Raw genomic sequence first — 17,741 nt, forward strand, 5'->3', positions numbered from 1 at the left:
GAGGCGATTTTCCCCGACTATTTGCTTTTCGGATTCTGAATGTCGCGCGCGACCCAGCGAAAGAAAAAGTAGACGAGCAGGCCAAAGATGAAAAGCGGGATGAGGTTCGCAAAACCGGACATATGATTCTCGTTTCTCCCTCCCGGCACGGGGTCTAGCCGGACTGAAACCGGCAAGGCAAGGCAAAGGCGTGACACGGCCGGTAAAATATCCGTGTGCCTGCAAAGGAGAATTTGAGGGCCTTGGGGAGGGGCGGGAGAGATCTGGCGCACTGCCAGTGATGCCAGATCTCTCCGTCTCCCGCCAGTTTCAGGGTACGGGGGACTGGCGCTTAATATGACGGACAACTGCCGATAGACATAGGCCGAGAAATTACCACGAATAAATCGCTGGTTTGGTGGGTCCGCGTGAAGGCTGGCCTGTCATTCGCATCCCGAGCTTCCCGCCGCGATATAATTAGCCAGAGAATTACTTCAGGAGAGGGGGCGAATGGGCCGCTTCCTAGAATTGCCGGTGTAACCCGTTGAAACGGAACAGGATGCCCATCTGCAATTATGGTGCCGGACCCGCAGGAAAGGGAACTTTTTGCGCGTTTCATCATTCAATCAGGCAGACACATGCCAACAGCGGAGGGTTAAACATGCTCGGCACCATCCTCGTCATCCTGCTCATTCTTTTCCTGATCGGCGCGCTGCCCAGCTGGGGTTACCATAATTACGGCTACGGTCCGTCGGGTGGCCTCGGACTGGTACTGGTCATCGTTCTGATCCTTGTCCTGCTTGGGCGGATCTGACCGATCGGCATATAAGATGCAGCATTGCCCGCGACGGCGCAAACGCGCCGGATGCGGGCTTTGTTTTCTTCTGAGATATGAAGCAGATACAAAAAGCTTCGGAATCTTAAGCGCTTAGGTGACCCACCTTTGCTGCGTGTCGGTCCGATCCGAAAAAACACTACATTCGGAACGAACCCTCTTGCGCCCATAATGGATTCGTTCTAAATGCCCGCCATCGCTTGATTGATGAGCGTGTGAGGCCTCGTGGCGGAGTGGTGACGCAGAGGACTGCAAATCCTTGTACCCCGGTTCAATTCCGGGCGAGGCCTCCAAATTTCTCCACCATCGGCATTACATCAGATCTGCGACCCGTAGATGACGCGTATGCGCGCTGTTTTTTTGGCCAGAATGCAGGAGGAGAGCGTGGATCAGGATCGGCAGGCCAAGGCGGGCAACGGCGGGAAGCGAAGGCTCTGGCCATGGCTGCTCCTCGGTGTTGTGACTGTCTTGGCGATCTATGCCTATGTGACGACGATCCAGATGATCGAGGACCTGACGCAGCTTTGGAGCGATCTCGTTCAGCTTTTCTGGTGGATCATGCCGGATATTCCTGCTTCCTGACGATGCGATTCACGCCAATCGCGGGAAATTTGCATCACCCTCCGGTGCTTTTTAGGACCGCAGCCAATGAGCGCGCTTGAAAGCGCAGCCTCTGGCAATTATGAGATTGTTTTAACGGTCGGCTGCATCTTCCGACTTGGGCTGGTTTTTGGCCCCTATCCGTGAAATTGAGGCGATAAGGACATGATGGATTTCGAAACCGCACGCGCCAATATGGTCGACAGCCAGTTGCGCACGACCGACGTGACGTCGCATTCCGTGCTGAAGGCGTTTTTGAGCGTGCCGCGCGAGGCTTTCGTGCCGGCGGGCGTGCGGCAGATTGCCTATGTGGACGAGGATCTGCAGATCTGTCCCGCCCGCGATGGCCGCCCGGCCCGTTATGTCATGAAGACTTCGCCGCTGGCGAAGCTGCTGCAGCTTTCGGCCGTATCGAAGGAAGACGTCGTCCTGGAAGTCGGCGGTGGTGCAGGTTATGCGGCTGCCATTCTTTCCCAGCTTGCCGGTTCGGTGGTTTCGCTCGAAAGCGATGAGGCCCTGGCCGCGCAGGCGACCGAGACGCTGGCTTCGCTCGGATATGACAATGTCGCCGTCGTGACCGGCGATCTCGAAAAGGGCTATGCGGGCGAAGCGCCCTATGACCTCATTTTCATCAATGGCTCGGTGGAAGAAGTGCCGGCGGCGTTGACCGACCAGCTGCGTGACGGCGGACGTCTGGTTGTCGTTGTCGGATATGGCGGAGCCGCGAAGGCCACCGTCTATCGCCGCGACGGCAACGGCACATCGGCCGCCACCTTCTTCAATGCGTCGGTCAAGCCGCTGCCGGGTTTTGCCAAGGCGGCTGAATTCGTTTTCTGATCGGCAAACGATCATTGTCTTTTTGACGCCGGGGTGGACTTTCCGCCCCGGCGTTTTTGTGTTTGGTTTGCCGGAAGACCGCTTCCTCCCGGCCGCTCTCACAAAGCTGTGCATCATCACGAAACTTGTCGAATCAGTGATTTAGTTCCTCGCTATGCTGACCTAAACTAAGGGTGATTCGGGGTGTGCGTATTTCTGCCCCGCATGACCCTGCGACAGGGACGGCAAAATTGCTCAAGCGCTTTGGCCGGCCGTGTTTCAGAGCATCGGTGTGGTGATCGATTTCGGTTGCCGAAAACGCGATGTGAAAATTGAACAGGTCAAGGAGCGCTTTATCCGGTGTCCGAGAGGGATGCGGCAGGGCGCTCGAAGAGTGGAAACCGGGGATTGATATGGCTCAGCCAAGCGTAGCGCGTGAACCGTCCATGGAAGAGATTCTGGCGTCTATCCGCCGGATCATCGAAAGCAACGAGACCGGACCCACCGGCGCGTTCTCCGGGCAGTTGCCGCCGGTCTATGACGATGAAGACGAGGCTGCAAGCGAAGCGGCTTTCGTGGCGGAGCCCATCAGCCCGCCGGCACGCGTCCCCCCCGCCGCAAACCAGGCTTTTGGCGCACGGCCTGCGCAGGATTTTTCGCCGATTTCTGAAGGGCCCATGGTTGAACGGCAGGAAAGCTCTGCCGAAAAGACCATGTCGCTTGCCGATGTCGCCGCCCGCGTGCGTGCCGCCGCCGACCGTAACGCCGCCATGGGACCGCAGGCGCAGCGTGGCGCGGCCGAGACCGCGTTGCCGGCCGCAGCCGCCCCGAATGTATCACAGCCTTCGTCCGTATCGTCTTCCGACCGCGCCGCGCCGCAGCGCCCGACGGATGTTCGGCCGCTGATGGCAGCCGTGGCGGCCGCAGGTGTGAACGAGCAGCCGGCGTCTTTTGCCGCTGAGGATCGCGCCGCCGCCGCCGCCGTCGAAAGCGCGCCTTCGGCCGAAAGCCGCTTCGATCAGCTTACGCTGCGCGGCGCCATTGAAACGCCGCTGACAGCGGAGCGTTTCGACATCGCGGTGCTGAACCCTGTCGGTGAGAAGCCGACATTCGATCTGGCCGAGTTGCAGGCAAAAGACGAGGCGGATGTTGAGGGCGGCCTGTCGCTCAATCTGCTTTCCGCCGCTGCCGGTGCGCAGATCGCCCGTTCCTTCAGCGAGCTGGCGGAGGTTTTTGACGGTGTCGAGCGGCGCTCGATCGAGGATATGGCCGCCGAGATGCTGCGCCCGATGCTGCAGGACTGGCTGGAAGACAATCTGCCGACGCTGGTGGAGCGTCTCGTGCGCGAGGAAATCGAACGCGTGGCGCGCGGTTCGCGCCGCTAAGTCCCGCTCTTGTCGCATCTGCAATTGCTGATGATGCGATGAAACAGCCGCCGCTCCGGCAACGGGGCGGCTTTTTTGTTGAAGATGAAGGTGTTATGGGGTCATAGTCACCCGTGGGTCCGCTCAATGGTTGGCTCGCGGGCGGGTTTCTGTTGACTCTCTCCCGTCCATCCTTATTTAAAAAAATCCACACAAGAACTCTAAAATTCAGGTCAGGAAATGCTCGAAAAGACCTACGATTCCGCATCCGTCGAACCGAAGATCGCCAAAGCCTGGGACGAGGCTAATGCTTTTCGTGCCGGCGCCAACGCCAAGCCGGGCGCGGAAACCTTCACCATCGTCATCCCGCCGCCGAATGTGACCGGCTCCCTGCATATGGGGCACGCGCTCAACAACACGCTGCAGGATATTCTGGTCCGCTTCGAGCGTATGCGCGGCAAGGACGTGCTGTGGCAACCGGGCATGGACCATGCCGGCATCGCCACGCAGATGGTCGTCGAGCGCAAGCTGATGGAAGGCCAGCTTCCCGGCCGCCGTGAGATGGGCCGCGAGGCTTTCGTGGAGAAGGTCTGGGAATGGAAGGCCGAATCCGGCGGTCTGATTTTTAACCAGCTGAAACGCCTTGGCGCATCCTGCGACTGGTCGCGTGAGCGCTTCACCATGGATGAAGGTCTCTCCGAGGCTGTACTCGAAGTTTTCGTTACGCTCTACAAGCAGGGCCTGATCTATAAGGACAAGCGTCTGGTCAACTGGGACCCGAAGCTGCTGACCGCGATTTCCGACATGGAAGTCGAACAGATCGAGGTCAAGGGCAATCTCTGGCATCTGCGTTACCCGCTCGAAAAGGGCGTTACCTATCAGTATCCGATCGCTTTCGATGAGGAGGGCAAGCCCACCGAGTTCGAGACCCGCGATTATATCGTCGTCGCCACGACGCGCCCGGAAACGATGCTCGGCGATACCGGCATTGCGGTGAACCCTGAGGATGAGCGTTACAAGGGCATTGTCGGCAAGCATGTCATCCTGCCGATCGTCGGCCGCAAGGTCCCGATCGTTGCCGATGACTATGCCGATCCGACCGCCGGCACGGGCGCCGTGAAGATCACGCCCGCGCATGACTTCAACGATTTCGAAGTCGGCAAGCGCTGCGGCCTGCGCGCCATCAATGTCATGAATATCGACGGCACGATCACCATCAAGGAGAACGAGGATTTCCTCGAAGGTCTCAGCCATCCCGCTGCGCTGCACGGCGCATGGGATCGTCTGGAAGGACAGGATCGCTTTACCGCGCGCAAGATCATCGTTGAAATCTTCGAAGAGGCCGGGTTGCTCGACAAGATCGAGCCGCACAAGCATGTGGTGCCGCATGGCGACCGCGGCGGCGTGCCGATCGAGCCGCGCCTGACCGACCAGTGGTGGGTGGACAACAAGACGCTGGCGCAGCCGGCGATTGCCTCGGTTCGCGAAGGCCGCACCAATTTTGTGCCGAAGAACTGGGAAAACACTTACTTCCAGTGGATGGAGAATATCCAGCCGTGGTGCATCTCGCGGCAATTGTGGTGGGGACACCAGATTCCGGCATGGTATGGCCCGGACGGGCAGGTCTTTGTTGAGAAGACCGAAGAAGAGGCGCTGCAGGCCGCCATCCAGCACTATATCGCCCATGAAGGTCCGTGGAAGGCCTGGGTCGAGGAGAAGCTCGAAAACTTCGCGCCGGGCGACATCCTGACGCGCGACGAAGACGTGCTCGACACCTGGTTCTCGTCGGCGCTCTGGCCGTTCTCGACGCTCGGCTGGCCTGAACAGACGCCTGAACTGGCGCGTTATTACCCGACCAACGTGCTGGTTACCGGCTTCGACATCATCCCCTTCTGGGTGGTGCGGATGATGCAGATGGGCCTGCATTTCATGAAGGACGACGCCGGCAATCCGGTCGAGCCCTTCAGCACGGTCTATATCCATGCGCTGGTTCGCGACAAGAACGGCCAGAAGATGTCGAAGTCCAAGGGCAACGTCATCGACCCGCTGGAGCTCATCGACGAATACGGCGCGGATGCGCTGCGTTTCACGCTAGCCATCATGGCGGCGCAGGGTCGCGACGTGAAGCTCGATCCGGCTCGTATTGCCGGTTACCGCAACTTCGGCACCAAGCTCTGGAACGCCACGCGCTTTGCCGAGATGAATGGCGTCAAGCGCGATCCGCACTTCCTGGCTGAAACCGCATCGCTGACCATCAACCGCTGGATCCTGACCGAGCTTGCCAATACGGCGCGCGACGTGACGGCGGCGCTTGAGAATTTCCGCTTCAACGATGCGTCAGGCATTCTCTATCGTTTCGTCTGGAACCAGTTCTGCGACTGGTATCTGGAACTGCTGAAGCCCGTCTTCGGCGGCGAGGACGAAAAGGCGAAGCGGGAATCCCAGGCCTGTGCGGCCTATGTTCTGGAAGAGATCTACAAGCTCCTGCATCCCTTCATGCCCTTCATGACCGAAGAGCTTTGGGCGCACACGGCGGGCGAGGGCGAGGAGCGGGATGATCTGCTTTGCCTCACCGACTGGCCGACGCCGGAGTTCCGCGATGATGCCGCAGCTGCGGAGATCAACTGGCTGATCGATCTCGTTTCCGGCATCCGCTCCGCGCGCGCCGAAATGAATGTGCCGCCGGGCGCCACCGCGTCGCTTGTGGTCGTCGGCGCCAATACCTCCACCGAAGCGCGGCTCGACCGCCACGCCGCCGCCATCCGGCGCTTAGCGCGGGCGGATGAAATCCGTGCCGCCGAGGTTGCGCCGAAGGGTTCCGCGCAGATCATCGTCGGCGAGGCGACTGTCTGCCTGCCGCTCGGCAACCTCGTTGATCTCGCGGCTGAACAGACCCGTCTCGAAAAGGCGATCGGCAAGGTGGATGCGGAAATGGAACGCATCGACAAGAAGCTGTCGAACGAAAAATTCGTGGCCAATGCCGACCCGGAAGTGGTTGCCGCCGAGCGCGAGCGCAAGGCGGAGCTGGAAGTGCAGCTTGCAAGCCTGAGAACGGCGCTCACACGGGTCAGCGAAGCGGGGTAATATACCGCTTACGGCTCTGCAGAAATCAGAAACGCCCCGTCCGCAACGGGGCGTTTTTTGCGTTGATATAACAATTCGTCTCGGTTGATTGCTGCACTGCGATGGCGAATCATGTTCGCTCGAAAGCGCAATTATTTCACGTCATTTTTGGCCAAAAACCGTCCGAACAGTTAAAAAAGCCAACAAAAACGGCCTGATAAGCGCGTTTCCTCGGGAAACCCGGGAGTGTGGTTATTTGGAGACAATTCCCGTCTCAAGTGGGAATTTGTTTCATTTTATGTCGGATTGCTTCAATTGGATTAGAAAAATAACCTAAAATGACTATGCAAGGGGATCGACATGAAATTCTTACGTAAAAAATGGAGAAGTGTCGCAGAACTGTGCCAGTGTGCGGCAGATTGTCATTTGCTGCGAAGAGCTTCACTCTTTTGATGATCACATTGCCTTGATTGGGGAGAGAGATGGCAAAAACTGCAATTTTTCGCGGCGCGGTATGTTTCGCAGTCAGCATCGCGGCGGTAACGCCTTCACTGGCGGGTGGCCTTGAGCGCGGTGGTTACAATATCGACCTGCTGTTCGATCCGTCCGATTATGTTCTCGACAGTTCCGCGACCTTCGTCGCACCGCAGCGCAAGGTGGAGAATGCGCGGGACAATCCGCTGAAGAGCGGTCCTTTGCCTGCGGCCTGGTCAAGAAGCGCAGATGACTCTGAAAACTTCTGGTCGACTCGTATCGGCGCCAAGGCGGCAATCGGCGATTTCGGCGACTGCATGTTCGACTATTCGCAGCCATGGGGCGCGCACCTTAATCCCGGCATCTGGCAGGGTTCGAGCTACAATATCGAAACCAAGGTCAAGTCGCACAACTACGCCACCACCTGCCGGGTGAAGTTCGATCTTGGCAAGGGTGACTTCTCGATCATCGGCGGCGGCTTCTATCAGGAATTGAGCGGTTATAAATACCGTCAGGTTCTCGGCCCGGCCGTTCTGGGCCTCAATCCGGCCTGGTCCAGCTTCAGCGGCGTCGGCAAACTCGAGATGGAAGGTGACGGCTGGGGCTGGCGCGCCGGCATGGCCTATGAGATTCCCGAGATCGCGTTCCGTGCGAGCCTCGTTTACAACAGCGCCGTCGATCACGACCTGACCGGTTTCGCCGATGTCAGGGCGATCCCGCAGACGCCGCCGTCCATATCTCCCACGCTCGCAAAATACGGCGGCAAGCTTGTGCCGATCTATGGCTCTGTTTCCATGCCTGACAGCATCGAGCTCAAGGTGCAATCCGGTATTGCGCCGGACTGGCTTGCTTTCGGTTCGGTCAAGTGGACGGACTGGAGCCAGATTCAGGTTATTCCTTTCTGCGCGGTCGGCACGTCGCCCTGCGTTCCAAGTGGCGCAGACACGCTGAACACGCTCGACCTGTTTTATCGCGACGGCTGGACGATTTCCGGCGGCGTCGGTCACAAGTTCAACGAACAGTGGAGCGGTGCTGTGAGCCTGACCTGGGATCGCGGTACATCGACCGTCATCGGCACCCAGACCGACACCTGGACACTGGGCACGCAGATCGTCTACTCCCCGAACAAGAACATCGAGTTCAAGATTGCCGGCGCTCTCGGCCTTCTCACCTCGGGTAGCTCGTCCATCAATGGCGGACCGTGCGGCGCAGGCTTCACCTGCGGCAACGAGGCGGGCTACGACTTCGGTAACGACCTCGTCGCAGCAATCTCGACCGGCGTGAAGGTCAAGTTCTGACACCATCCTTCCGTAGATGCTAAAATAAAGGTCCGGTTTACCAACCGGGCCTTTTTTCATGCGCGACTATGATTCCTGCTCGATAAAATTTTCTAGCCCGAAAGTTTTGTGACGATTTGGCAACACTTTTCTGCAAGCGTGTGGTCGCGTTGGAATGTGAGCATATCTGTCCATTTCCCGCCACAAACAGGGTGCTTGGCTTATGTTTAGGGACGCGGGAATGAAAGAACATGCAGGCGTTTGATGTGGTGGTGCGCAAGGCCGGAAAGTGAAAACGGGTTTGGATTCAGGGTTTAAGCAAGTAATACGGGAATTGGGTCCGGCTTTCTTGTTTGGCGCTGACCGGTGGACGGTGAAATGCCGTTATATTGCCGGAAATTATGCCTATATCTGTCTCACTGGAAAATGAGGGCAATTGCCGCAGATGACCACCGGTGGTGCGCTGGAAAGTGCTGCCGGAAAGACGCAGTGTGTTCGAAAAATCGCGACCCGGCGGGTTCGGCTTTGCAGTATTCCGCAAGTATTGGCTATATGCCGGGAAGAGTGAGAGAAGTTCGCTGAAATGCTGAAATGTGAAGCCAACGTTTTAAAGCCGCTCCTCATGGGCATGTTGCTTGCGTCGCTCGCAATGCCTGCTGCGGCTTTTGACATCAATGCGGGCGTGACCAAGGAATCCGGCCCCTTCGACCTGTTCAAGTTCGGCTTCAAGGCCTACAAGAACGGCAACAAGGGTGAAGCCGTCGAGGCCTATCGCTACGCGGCTGAGAAGGGCCATACCGGCTCGCGCTGGGCGCTGGCCAATATGTATGCCTATGGCGACGGCGTCGCCAAGAACGACTTCGAAGCTTTCAAGATCTACAGCGAAATCGCCAATCAGGGCGTCGAGCCGGGTTCGGAAGATACCGGCTTCTTCGTCAATGCGCTGCTTTCTCTCGCCGATTATTACCGTCACGGCATTCCCGGCAGCCCTGTCAAAATGGACCTTTCGCAGGCCCGACAGCTTTATTTCCAGGTGGCCTCCACCTTTGGTGTCGCTGAAGCGCAGTTCCGTCTGGCGGAGATGATTCTTGCCGGCGAGGGCGGCCGTGCGGATGTGCAGCAGGCCAAGAAGTGGCTCAATCAGGCCCGCAAGCACGGCCATGCCGGCGCCATGTCGATCTTCGGCAACCTGATCTTCCAGGAAGGCCAGACGACGCAGGGCCTCGCCTTCATGACGGCTGCGCTCGACAAATGCACGGCGGTGGACTGCACCTGGATACAGAACCTCCAGGAGCAGGCTTTTTCGCTCGCCGGTGAGAACGATCGCCGCGCGGCGATCGCCATGGCGCAGAACATGCAGTTCAACGATCCGGATTGAGAATGGCGATCAGGGCGGCTTCTTCCGCCCGAAGAGGGCCGGTCAGCCGGCCGGACTGAAAGCGAAATAACCGCAGACCGGCACATGGTCGGACGGTTTTTCCCAGGCCCGCACATGTTTTTCGATGCTGACGGATTGCAGCCGGTCGGCAGCTTCGGCCGATAACATCAGATGATCGATGCGGATGCCGTTGTTTTTCGGCCATGCGCCGGCCTGATAATCCCAGAAGGAATAAAGTCCTGCTTCATCCGTCGTCGCCCGCGCGGCATCGGTGAAGCCCAGATTCTCCAGCTTGCGGAAGGCGGCGCGGGTCTTCGGCAGGAACAAAGCATCACCTTCCCACACGCGTGGGTCGTGGCAATCGAACGGCTCGGGGATGACATTGTAGTCGCCAGCGAGGATCAGCGGTTCCTCAAGCGCGAGGCGATCTTCGGCAAAACGCCGCAGCCGCTCCATCCAGGCAAGTTTGTAGGGATATTTGACCGGATCGTCAGGCGGATTGCCATTCGGCAGGTAAAGCGAGCAGACGCGGATCGCGCCGCCTTCCACGGAAAACACGCCTTCGATGAAACGCGCCTGTTCGTCGGCGTCGTCGCCCGGCAGGCCGCGATTGACTTCGTCGGGCTTTACCTTCGAGAGCAGCGCCACACCATTGAAGCCCTTCTGGCCGTGAGTCTCGACGTGATAACCGAGCGCTTCCAGCTCAAGCCGGGGAAAACCCTCGTCGACCGATTTGATTTCCTGAAGGCAGACGATATCGGGCGATGAATCCTTCAGCCACTGGCAGAGGTTTTCGATACGCGCCTTGACGCCATTGATGTTCCAGGTGGCAATCTTCATCGGAGTTTCCCTTTTGTGAGGGTACTTTTACCCGATGCAAAATCGATTGCCACCGTTTTTGGAAAACGGCCCTGTGGATGTGGTGGAAAGACGCCGGGCGGGCGGGCGGCATCGCTGCGTTTTTTCGTCCCTCATTCCTGTGCTTGTCACAGGAATCCAGCCGACGCGCGTCTGCGCGGCGAAAGGACTCTTCTCAGCCCAAGGACTTGGGCTGGCTGAATCCCTGTGACAAGCACAGGGATGAGGGGAGGAGAGAAATGCGCATCACCTCAAAGTTGAGAGCATCGAGGTGGAGTCGCGGGCCATTCGCTCAAATAGAAAAGCTCGTGCCACAGCCGCAGCTTGCCACGGCGTTGGGGTTCTTGATCTGGAAGGATTGCCCGAGCAGATTGTCCACAAAGTCGATTTCGGAGCCGGCCATATAGACAACCGACAGGCTGTCGATCAGCACCTTGGCGTCGCCGCGGGCGATCACGATGTCGTCATCGGTTTTGTCTTCGGCCAGATCGAACTTGTAGGAGAAGCCCGAGCAGCCGCCGCCTTCCACCGAAACGCGCAGCGCCTGTTTGCCGGCGTCGGCTGCGACGATCTGGGCGATTCGCTTCGCCGCTGCTTCCGAAAGGGTAATGTCGCTGTTTTCCATGTCGTTTCTCCTGCCGGGGTCAAGAACCGGAGAGCAATAATCTCGTTGTCACCATTATAAACCGGTCAAATTCCCGGTCTATAGCCTGTGTGAAGGCGGTCAGCGCGGCGATGATGCTTTGCGCTGACGTCTGCGATAGGTATGAAGGGTGAATGAAAAGGTCAATGGCCGAGACCAAAAGGAAGTACCGGCCAGAGAAGACAACAGGTGGATGCATGATCATAGACCAGCGCGCATTGGGTTTCGGAAGTGGCGAGAGGGCGGTTTTCGCCTCTGATCCATGGACCACGCGCGGCCGTCTTTTTCCCGAAGAGGGAAGCCTGACGCGTTCCGAATTCCAGCGCGACCGTGACCGCATCGTCCACACGACAGCCTTTCGCCGCCTGAAGCACAAGACCCAGGTCTTCATCAGCCCTGACGGCGACCATTATCGCACCCGTCTCACCCACACCATCGAAGTTGCGCAGATTGCGCGAGCGCTCGCCCGCGCGCTGAAGCTCGATGAGGATCTCGCCGAAGGCGTGGCGCTGGTGCATGATTTCGGCCACACGCCCTTCGGCCATACCGGCGAAGACGCGCTGGATGCGGTTCTGTTGCTCTATGGCGGTTTCGACCACAATGCGCAGTCGCTGCGCATCGTCACGAAGCTGGAGCGCCGTTATGCCGAATATGACGGCATCAACCTCACCTGGGAGACGCTCGAAGGGCTCGTCAAACACAATGGCCCGCTGGTGAACGCCAAGGGTGAGGGGATCAAGGGACCGGTTCCGCTGCCCATCCTCGAATATTGCGAGCTGCAGGATCTGGAAATCGGCACCTATGCGAGCCTCGAGGCGCAGGTGGCGGCGATTGCCGATGATATCGCCTATAATACCCACGACATCGATGACGGCCTGCGCGCCGGTTATCTCACCTTCGAGATGCTGGAGGAGGTGCCTTTCCTCAGCGGCCTGATGGCGCAGGTGCGGGCGAAATATCCCGTGCTCGACAAGGAGCGTTTCGCCAATGAGATCATGCGCCGGCAGATCACCCACATGGTCGAGGATGTGATCGGCGTTGCGCAGCAGAATCTTGCCCGCCTGAAACCGCGAAGCGCGGCCGATATTCGCGCCGCCGATTTCACCGTCGCGACCTTCTCGCCTGAGATGGCCGAGACCGACCGGCAGATCAAGAAGCTGCTGTTCGGCCATATCTACCGGCATCCGGAAATCATGCGCATCCGCGCCGGTGCGACACAGATAGTCACCGATCTTTTCCACCGTTATATGGAAACACCGGCGGAAATGCAGAGCCACTACTGGGTGGACAGCATTTCCGGCATGAGCGTGGCCGCAAAAGCCCGGCATGTGGGCGACTATCTGGCCGGGATGACCGACAGTTATGCACTGCGCGCCCACCAGCGTCTGTTTGACCACACCCCCGATTTGCGATAGGGCAGCGGGCAATCGCGGAGCCGACCCGGTTATGATGGCCGGACATAAACAGAAGCCCTTCGCGCAGGTTGGAACGATGAACATTTTTGCTGATTTCGATACCAGGATCAAAAACGCGCTCGAGACCCTCGATCTCGTGAAAGAGAACCGCGAAAAGGTCGATTTCAGTCGAATTACGGTCGAATCCCCGCGTGATCTGAGCCACGGCGATGTTGCAACCAATGCCGCCATGGTGCTGGCGAAGCCGCTCGGCACCAATCCGCGCGCGCTTGCCGAACTCATCGTGCCCGCACTTCAGGCCGATGGCGACGTCGACAGCGTCAATGTCGCGGGTCCCGGTTTCATCAATCTCAAGGTCTCGGTCGGTTACTGGCAGCGTCTTCTGGCCGACATGATCAGCCAGGGTATCGATTTCGGCCGCTCCACCATCGGTGCAGGCCAGAAGATCAACGTCGAATATGTCTCCGCCAATCCGACCGGCCCGATGCATGTCGGCCATTGCCGTGGCGCCGTGGTGGGCGACACGCTGGCGAACCTGCTCGCTTTTGCGGGTTACGGCGTTACCAAGGAATATTACATCAACGATGCCGGCTCGCAGATCGATGTGCTGGCCCGTTCGGTGTTCCTGCGTTACCGCGAGGCGCTTGGCGAAGATATCGGCACCATTCCGTCCGGTCTCTACCCCGGTGACTATCTCGTTCCCGTTGGCCAGGCGCTGGCGGATGAATATGGCATCAAGCTGCGCGCCATGCCCGAGGAAAAATGGCTGCCGATCGTGAAAGACAAGGCGATCGACGCGATGATGGTGATGATCCGCGAGGATCTTGCGCTGCTCAACGTCCGGCACGACGTGTTCTTCTCGGAGCGCACGCTGCATGAGGGCAATGGCGGCCCCATTCTCTCGGCCATCAACGATCTCACCTTCAAGGGCCATGTCTACAAGGGCACCCTGCCGCCGCCGAAGGGCGAATTGCCTGAGGACTGGGAAGACCGCGAACAGACGCTGTTCCGCTCCACGGAAGTGGGCGACGACATGGACCGCGCGCTGATGAAATCGGATGGCTCCTACACCTATTTCGCCGCCGACGTCGCTTATTTCAAGAACAAGTTCGACCGTGGTTTCTCCGAGATGATCTATGTGCTCGGCGCTGACCACGGCGGTTACGTCAAGCGTCTTGAAGCCGTTGCGCGCGCCGTCTCCGAGGGCAAGTCGAAGCTGACGGTTCTTCTGTGCCAGCTCGTCAAGCTGTTCCGCGACGGCGAGCCGGTGAAGATGTCGAAACGCTCCGGCGACTTCGTCACTCTGCGTGATGTCGTCGACGAAGTGGGTCGCGATCCCGTGCGATTCATGATGCTTTATCGGAAGAATTCCGAGCCGCTGGACTTCGATTTCGCGAAAGTGACCGAACAATCGAAGGATAATCCGGTTTTTTACGTGCAATATGCGCACGCCCGCTCAATGTCGATCTTCCGGCAAGCGCAGGAAGCGTTTCCGGGGCTTGCTCCCTCTGCGGAAGAGATGGCGGCATCTGTCGCTTTGATCAGCGATATCAACGAGTTGCAGCTGGTTGCAAAGCTCGCCGAATATCCGCGCCTGATCGAATCGGCGGCCCTTTCGCATGAGCCGCACCGGCTTGCTTTTTACCTCTATGATCTCGCCAGTTCCTTCCATGGACACTGGAACAAGGGTAAAGACCATCAGGAATTACGTTTTATTAACGATAAAAACCGAGAATTGAGCATTGCCAGACTTGGGCTGGTGAATGCTGTCGCAAATGTTTTGAGGTCCGGCCTTACGCTTTTAGGAGCGGACGCACCTGCTGAAATGCGATAACATATCACCATTATTTGCTCACAATACGCTGGCAAGAGCTGCAATGCGTAGATGGTGGAACACGTAATGGTCGAAAAAAATGTCGCGTATAACCGGGACACCCGGTCCGAAGGCTTCGCTGACAACGATCCCCTGGCAGAGCTGGCGCGTATCGTCGGCTTCGAAGATCGTCCTTCGCATGCGGGTTCCGAAGCTGCGCCACGCGCTGCCTCACCGGCGACCCGCCGCGAACCCGAGTTCAACCTCGAGGACGAGCTGCTTCGGGAGTTCGAGGTTTACGATGCGCCGCACGCCGATCCGGTCGTTCTTGATCCGGCAAACGATGTTCGTGCGGGCATCCACCCCAACGATTTCATGCAGCGTGTCGAATCTGTTTTCGCCCGCCGTGAGCCGGAGCTTGCGCCGGTGGCCGAACCCGCACCCGTGGCCGCATCTGCGCCAGAGGTGAGGGAAGAGCCGCTTCCGGAAATCGATCAGGCCTATATTCACAACTACGTCGAAACGACCACGCAGGATATTCGCGCGGATTTCCGCGATGATGCCGGCGCGGTGGCGGAAGTTTTCGATGTGCATTCGCGCCAGTCGCGTCCCGCCGAGCCGATGGTTTACCAGCCGGTCGCCCAGCAGGCAGCATGGGAAGAGCCGCAGGCTGCCGAGCCCGTGCAGCCCGAATGGCACGCCATGCCGGAGCTCCCGGCCGATGTTTCGAGCAATGTTCAGTCCTATGCACCGGAGCCGCAGGCTTTCGATCTCGCCGATGAGGTGGAAATAGCTGTCGCCGAGGAAGCGCCCGCACCGATTTCCGTGCGTCCGCCGTCGCATGGCGGCCGGTCTTCGCTGGAATTCTCCAGCCTGCGGCTGCCGCTCGCCAATTTCGGCGCGCGCCGGGATGTTTCGGCTGTCGATCCGAAGCGGGTTGAGCCGCGCTCCGAGCTGCAGCCTGCCGCAGCCCGCATCGAGCCGCAGGTCGAAGCCGCTCCCGCGCCTGCCGTCGTTCAGGCGGTGGAGACCGCTCCGTCCTTTGCGCCTTCGGTCGCCGAGACCTTCACGCCGGCCGCAGAGCCTCTGGCGTTTGAGGTTGCCGAGAAGCCGGCAGCGAAACATCTCTCGCCGATGGACGAGCTGATTTACGACGTCGCGAAATATTCCATTCCCGGTCGCGGTGAAACACCGCTCGTGCAGGACGTTCCCGCTGCGCAGGCTGCGAAGGTGGAGCCGCCCGTGGTTGCCGCCGCGCCGGTGAAGGCGGCGCCGATTGCCGCTGCTGCGCCTGCAGCACCCGCTGAAGAGCTGGATTTCACTGATTTTGCCGGCTTCAACGATGATGATTTCGAGCTTGCGCTCGACGATCTCGATCTTGATCTGGACCTGTCTGAAATCGCCGAGGCAGAAGTTGCACCTGCGCCCGTGCCGCAGCCCGTTCGCCAGCAGCCGGTTGCTCCGGTTGCCGTTGCTGCCGTAGCACCGCAGCCGGTGAGGGAACAGCCCGCGCCGCAGCCGCGCCCGGCTCCCGTGGCCGTACCGGTAGCCGCCGTTCCGGTTCAGCCGCGCCCCGCTGTTGCAGCAGCACCGCAGCCAGTCGCGCCGCAGACGCTGGAAAGCCTGCCTTTCGATCCTTCGCAGATCGGCGAGACGGAAGAACATCCGGAAACCATTGTCGAAATGGATGTGCCGGAACTGCCGGTCGGGGTTTTTGAACCCAAGCCGGCCGCGCGCCGTCACGAGGAAGATCTCGATATCGATACCGAGCTTGCGACGCTGTTTGCGCCTGCTGTCGCCGGTGGTCTCGATCGTCACAAACATGCGGAAAATCGCGGTGCCGCCCAGGCGCGTCCTGTTCAGGCTCCGGAAGAGGCCGATGAATTCGAACGGGCGCTGGAAGAGGATTTCCGTCGTTCCATGCAGGAGGCTGCGGCTTCCCGTGGCAGCGCCCCGCGCGATGCCGAAAACACCTATGTCGACCATCAGGCGGCCTATCGTGATGAAGATGAACGCGGCGGTCGCCGCTGGATCATGCCGGTTGCCGCGGCAATCGGTCTGGTGCTGATCGGTGGCGGCGTTTACGCATTGGTTTCCGGCGGCTCGTCCAGCACGGGTTCCAACGGCGCGCCTGTTATCATTTCCGCCGACAACGACCCGATGAAGGTCGTGCCGGAAAATCCGGGCGGTCGCGTCGTGCCAAATCAGGACAAGGCGGTTTATGACCGTGTGGCCGGCGGCAGCGCTGCCGATCCGAAGCAGCCGGCGCTGATTTCCAGCAACGAGCAGCCGGTGGATGTGGTTCAGCGCACGCTGATCCCCGAACAATTGCCGCTTGAAGGCGAAAACGACGCGGATATGGAAACCGCCGGTACGCCGGTTGGCGAGACCGAGGATCCGCGCCTGCTTTCGCCGGAAGAAAAGGCCGCACAGAACGAAGGTTCGGCTGCAACCGGCGTTTCGCCGCGCAAGGTCCGCACCATGATCGTCAAGCCTGACGGCACGCTGGTTGCCCAGGAGGTCGAGGTGCCGGCAGCCCAGCCGCCGAAGGCCGACAAGGTCGAGGAGCTTGCAGCGCCGCAGACCGCCAAGCCCGGTGAGGGCGCTCCCGCCGTCATCGCCGCATCGCGGGTTCCGGTCGCGCCGGAACAGGCGGCTCAGCCGCAGGCCAACACGCCTGCCGCTGCCGCTAAACCGGCAGCACAGTCGGCGGCACCGCTTCCAGCGGCGCGTCCGTCCTCGCAGCCTGCCAATGTGGTGGCGACGGTGACCAACCAGGGCAATGTGCGCCCCGCGACCGCTCCGGCGCAGCCGCAGGCCGCGCAGCAGCAGACGGCGGCCGCAACGCCTGCAGCGACCAGCACGCCTTCCGCCGGCGGCTATTACATCCAGATCGCCTCGCTGCCGAGCCAGGCGGAAGCCCAGAAGTCCTACCAGAACATGTCGGCCAAGTTCGGCTCGGTCATCGGTGGACGCGGCGTCGACATCAAGGCCGCCGAAATCGCCGGCAAGGGCACGTTCTACCGCGTCCGCATCCCGGCGGGTGACAAGAACGAAGCCGTGGCGCTGTGCGAAAAGTTCCGCTCAGCCGGCGGCAGCTGCCTGGTGGCGCGCTGATAGCGGCCAATACGGCTTGTAAGATTGGGGTTGCCTTCTAGGGCAACCCTTCTTTGGGTGGGGAAGGGTTTTCCCCACACGCGACGTCATCCTCGGCCTTGTGCCGAGG

General features: G+C 59.7%; 12 protein-coding genes and 1 tRNA gene. 11 read left to right on the plus strand and 2 right to left on the minus strand.

The features are described 5' to 3' along the window. Positions 1–640 precede the first annotated feature (640 nt). The 8 genes from WDZ78_RS05320 to exoR all read left to right on the plus strand — a co-directional run bounded on the left by WDZ78_RS05320 (position 641) and on the right by exoR (position 9,786). Positions 641–793 carry a DUF3309 family protein gene (locus WDZ78_RS05320; RefSeq protein ID WP_003495626.1) on the plus strand — a complete coding sequence of 51 codons (153 nt, stop codon included), beginning with the start codon at positions 641–643 and terminating at the stop codon, positions 791–793. A 240-nt stretch (positions 794–1,033) separates the two neighbouring features. Further along, a tRNA-Cys gene (locus WDZ78_RS05325) sits at positions 1,034–1,107 on the plus strand. A gap of 43 nt (positions 1,108–1,150) precedes the next feature. Beyond that, on the plus strand, positions 1,151–1,396 hold the full coding sequence (locus tag WDZ78_RS05330; protein WP_020012755.1) for a hypothetical protein: 246 nt from the start codon (positions 1,151–1,153) through the stop codon (positions 1,394–1,396). A 183-nt stretch (positions 1,397–1,579) separates the two neighbouring features. Further along, positions 1,580–2,251: a protein-L-isoaspartate O-methyltransferase family protein gene (locus WDZ78_RS05335; RefSeq protein ID WP_020012753.1), complete on the plus strand. Its 672-nt coding sequence runs from the start codon at positions 1,580–1,582 to the stop codon at positions 2,249–2,251. Positions 2,252–2,643: 392 nt separating this feature from the next. Then, positions 2,644–3,615 (plus strand): cell division protein PopZ, encoded by a 972-nt coding sequence (popZ, locus tag WDZ78_RS05340; protein WP_425672495.1) that lies wholly within the window; start codon positions 2,644–2,646, stop codon positions 3,613–3,615. A 219-nt stretch (positions 3,616–3,834) separates the two neighbouring features. Further along, the gene (locus WDZ78_RS05345) at positions 3,835–6,678 is read left to right on the plus strand and encodes a valine--tRNA ligase (RefSeq protein WP_425672496.1); all 2,844 of its coding nucleotides are present in this window, start codon (positions 3,835–3,837) and stop codon (positions 6,676–6,678) included. 461 nt (positions 6,679–7,139) lie between these two features. Beyond that, a complete protein-coding gene (locus WDZ78_RS05350) occupies positions 7,140–8,429 on the plus strand; it encodes an outer membrane protein transport protein (protein WP_065656003.1) in 1,290 nt (429 codons plus the stop codon). Positions 8,430–8,991: 562 nt separating this feature from the next. After that, positions 8,992–9,786, plus strand: coding sequence for an exopolysaccharide production regulator ExoR (gene exoR, locus WDZ78_RS05355; protein ID WP_020012750.1), 795 nt, complete (start codon positions 8,992–8,994; stop codon positions 9,784–9,786). 42 nt (positions 9,787–9,828) lie between these two features. Here the strand turns inward: exoR and xth are convergent, their stop codons facing one another. Continuing rightward, positions 9,829–10,626 carry an exodeoxyribonuclease III gene (gene xth, locus WDZ78_RS05360; RefSeq protein ID WP_020811523.1) on the minus strand — a complete coding sequence of 266 codons (798 nt, stop codon included), beginning with the start codon at positions 10,624–10,626 and terminating at the stop codon, positions 9,829–9,831. A 310-nt stretch (positions 10,627–10,936) separates the two neighbouring features. Beyond that, positions 10,937–11,269: an iron-sulfur cluster insertion protein ErpA gene (gene erpA, locus WDZ78_RS05365; protein WP_020012748.1), complete on the minus strand. Its 333-nt coding sequence runs from the start codon at positions 11,267–11,269 to the stop codon at positions 10,937–10,939. Positions 11,270–11,484: 215 nt separating this feature from the next. Between erpA and WDZ78_RS05370 the strand changes: the two genes are divergently transcribed. The 3 genes from WDZ78_RS05370 to WDZ78_RS05380 all read left to right on the plus strand — a co-directional run bounded on the left by WDZ78_RS05370 (position 11,485) and on the right by WDZ78_RS05380 (position 17,632). Next, entirely contained in the window at positions 11,485–12,702 is a 1,218-nt protein-coding gene (locus WDZ78_RS05370; RefSeq protein WP_020012746.1) for a deoxyguanosinetriphosphate triphosphohydrolase, read from the plus strand. A gap of 76 nt (positions 12,703–12,778) precedes the next feature. Beyond that, positions 12,779–14,536 carry an arginine--tRNA ligase gene (gene argS / locus WDZ78_RS05375; protein ID WP_026364139.1) on the plus strand — a complete coding sequence of 586 codons (1,758 nt, stop codon included), beginning with the start codon at positions 12,779–12,781 and terminating at the stop codon, positions 14,534–14,536. 66 nt (positions 14,537–14,602) lie between these two features. Then, complete coding sequence (locus tag WDZ78_RS05380; RefSeq protein WP_425672497.1) at positions 14,603–17,632, plus strand: SPOR domain-containing protein; 3,030 nt, start codon at positions 14,603–14,605, stop codon at positions 17,630–17,632. Positions 17,633–17,741 lie beyond the last annotated feature (109 nt).

Source organism: Agrobacterium sp. M50-1, assembly GCF_049843495.1.
GTDB classification, from domain to species: Bacteria; Pseudomonadota; Alphaproteobacteria; order Rhizobiales; family Rhizobiaceae; genus Agrobacterium; species Agrobacterium radiobacter.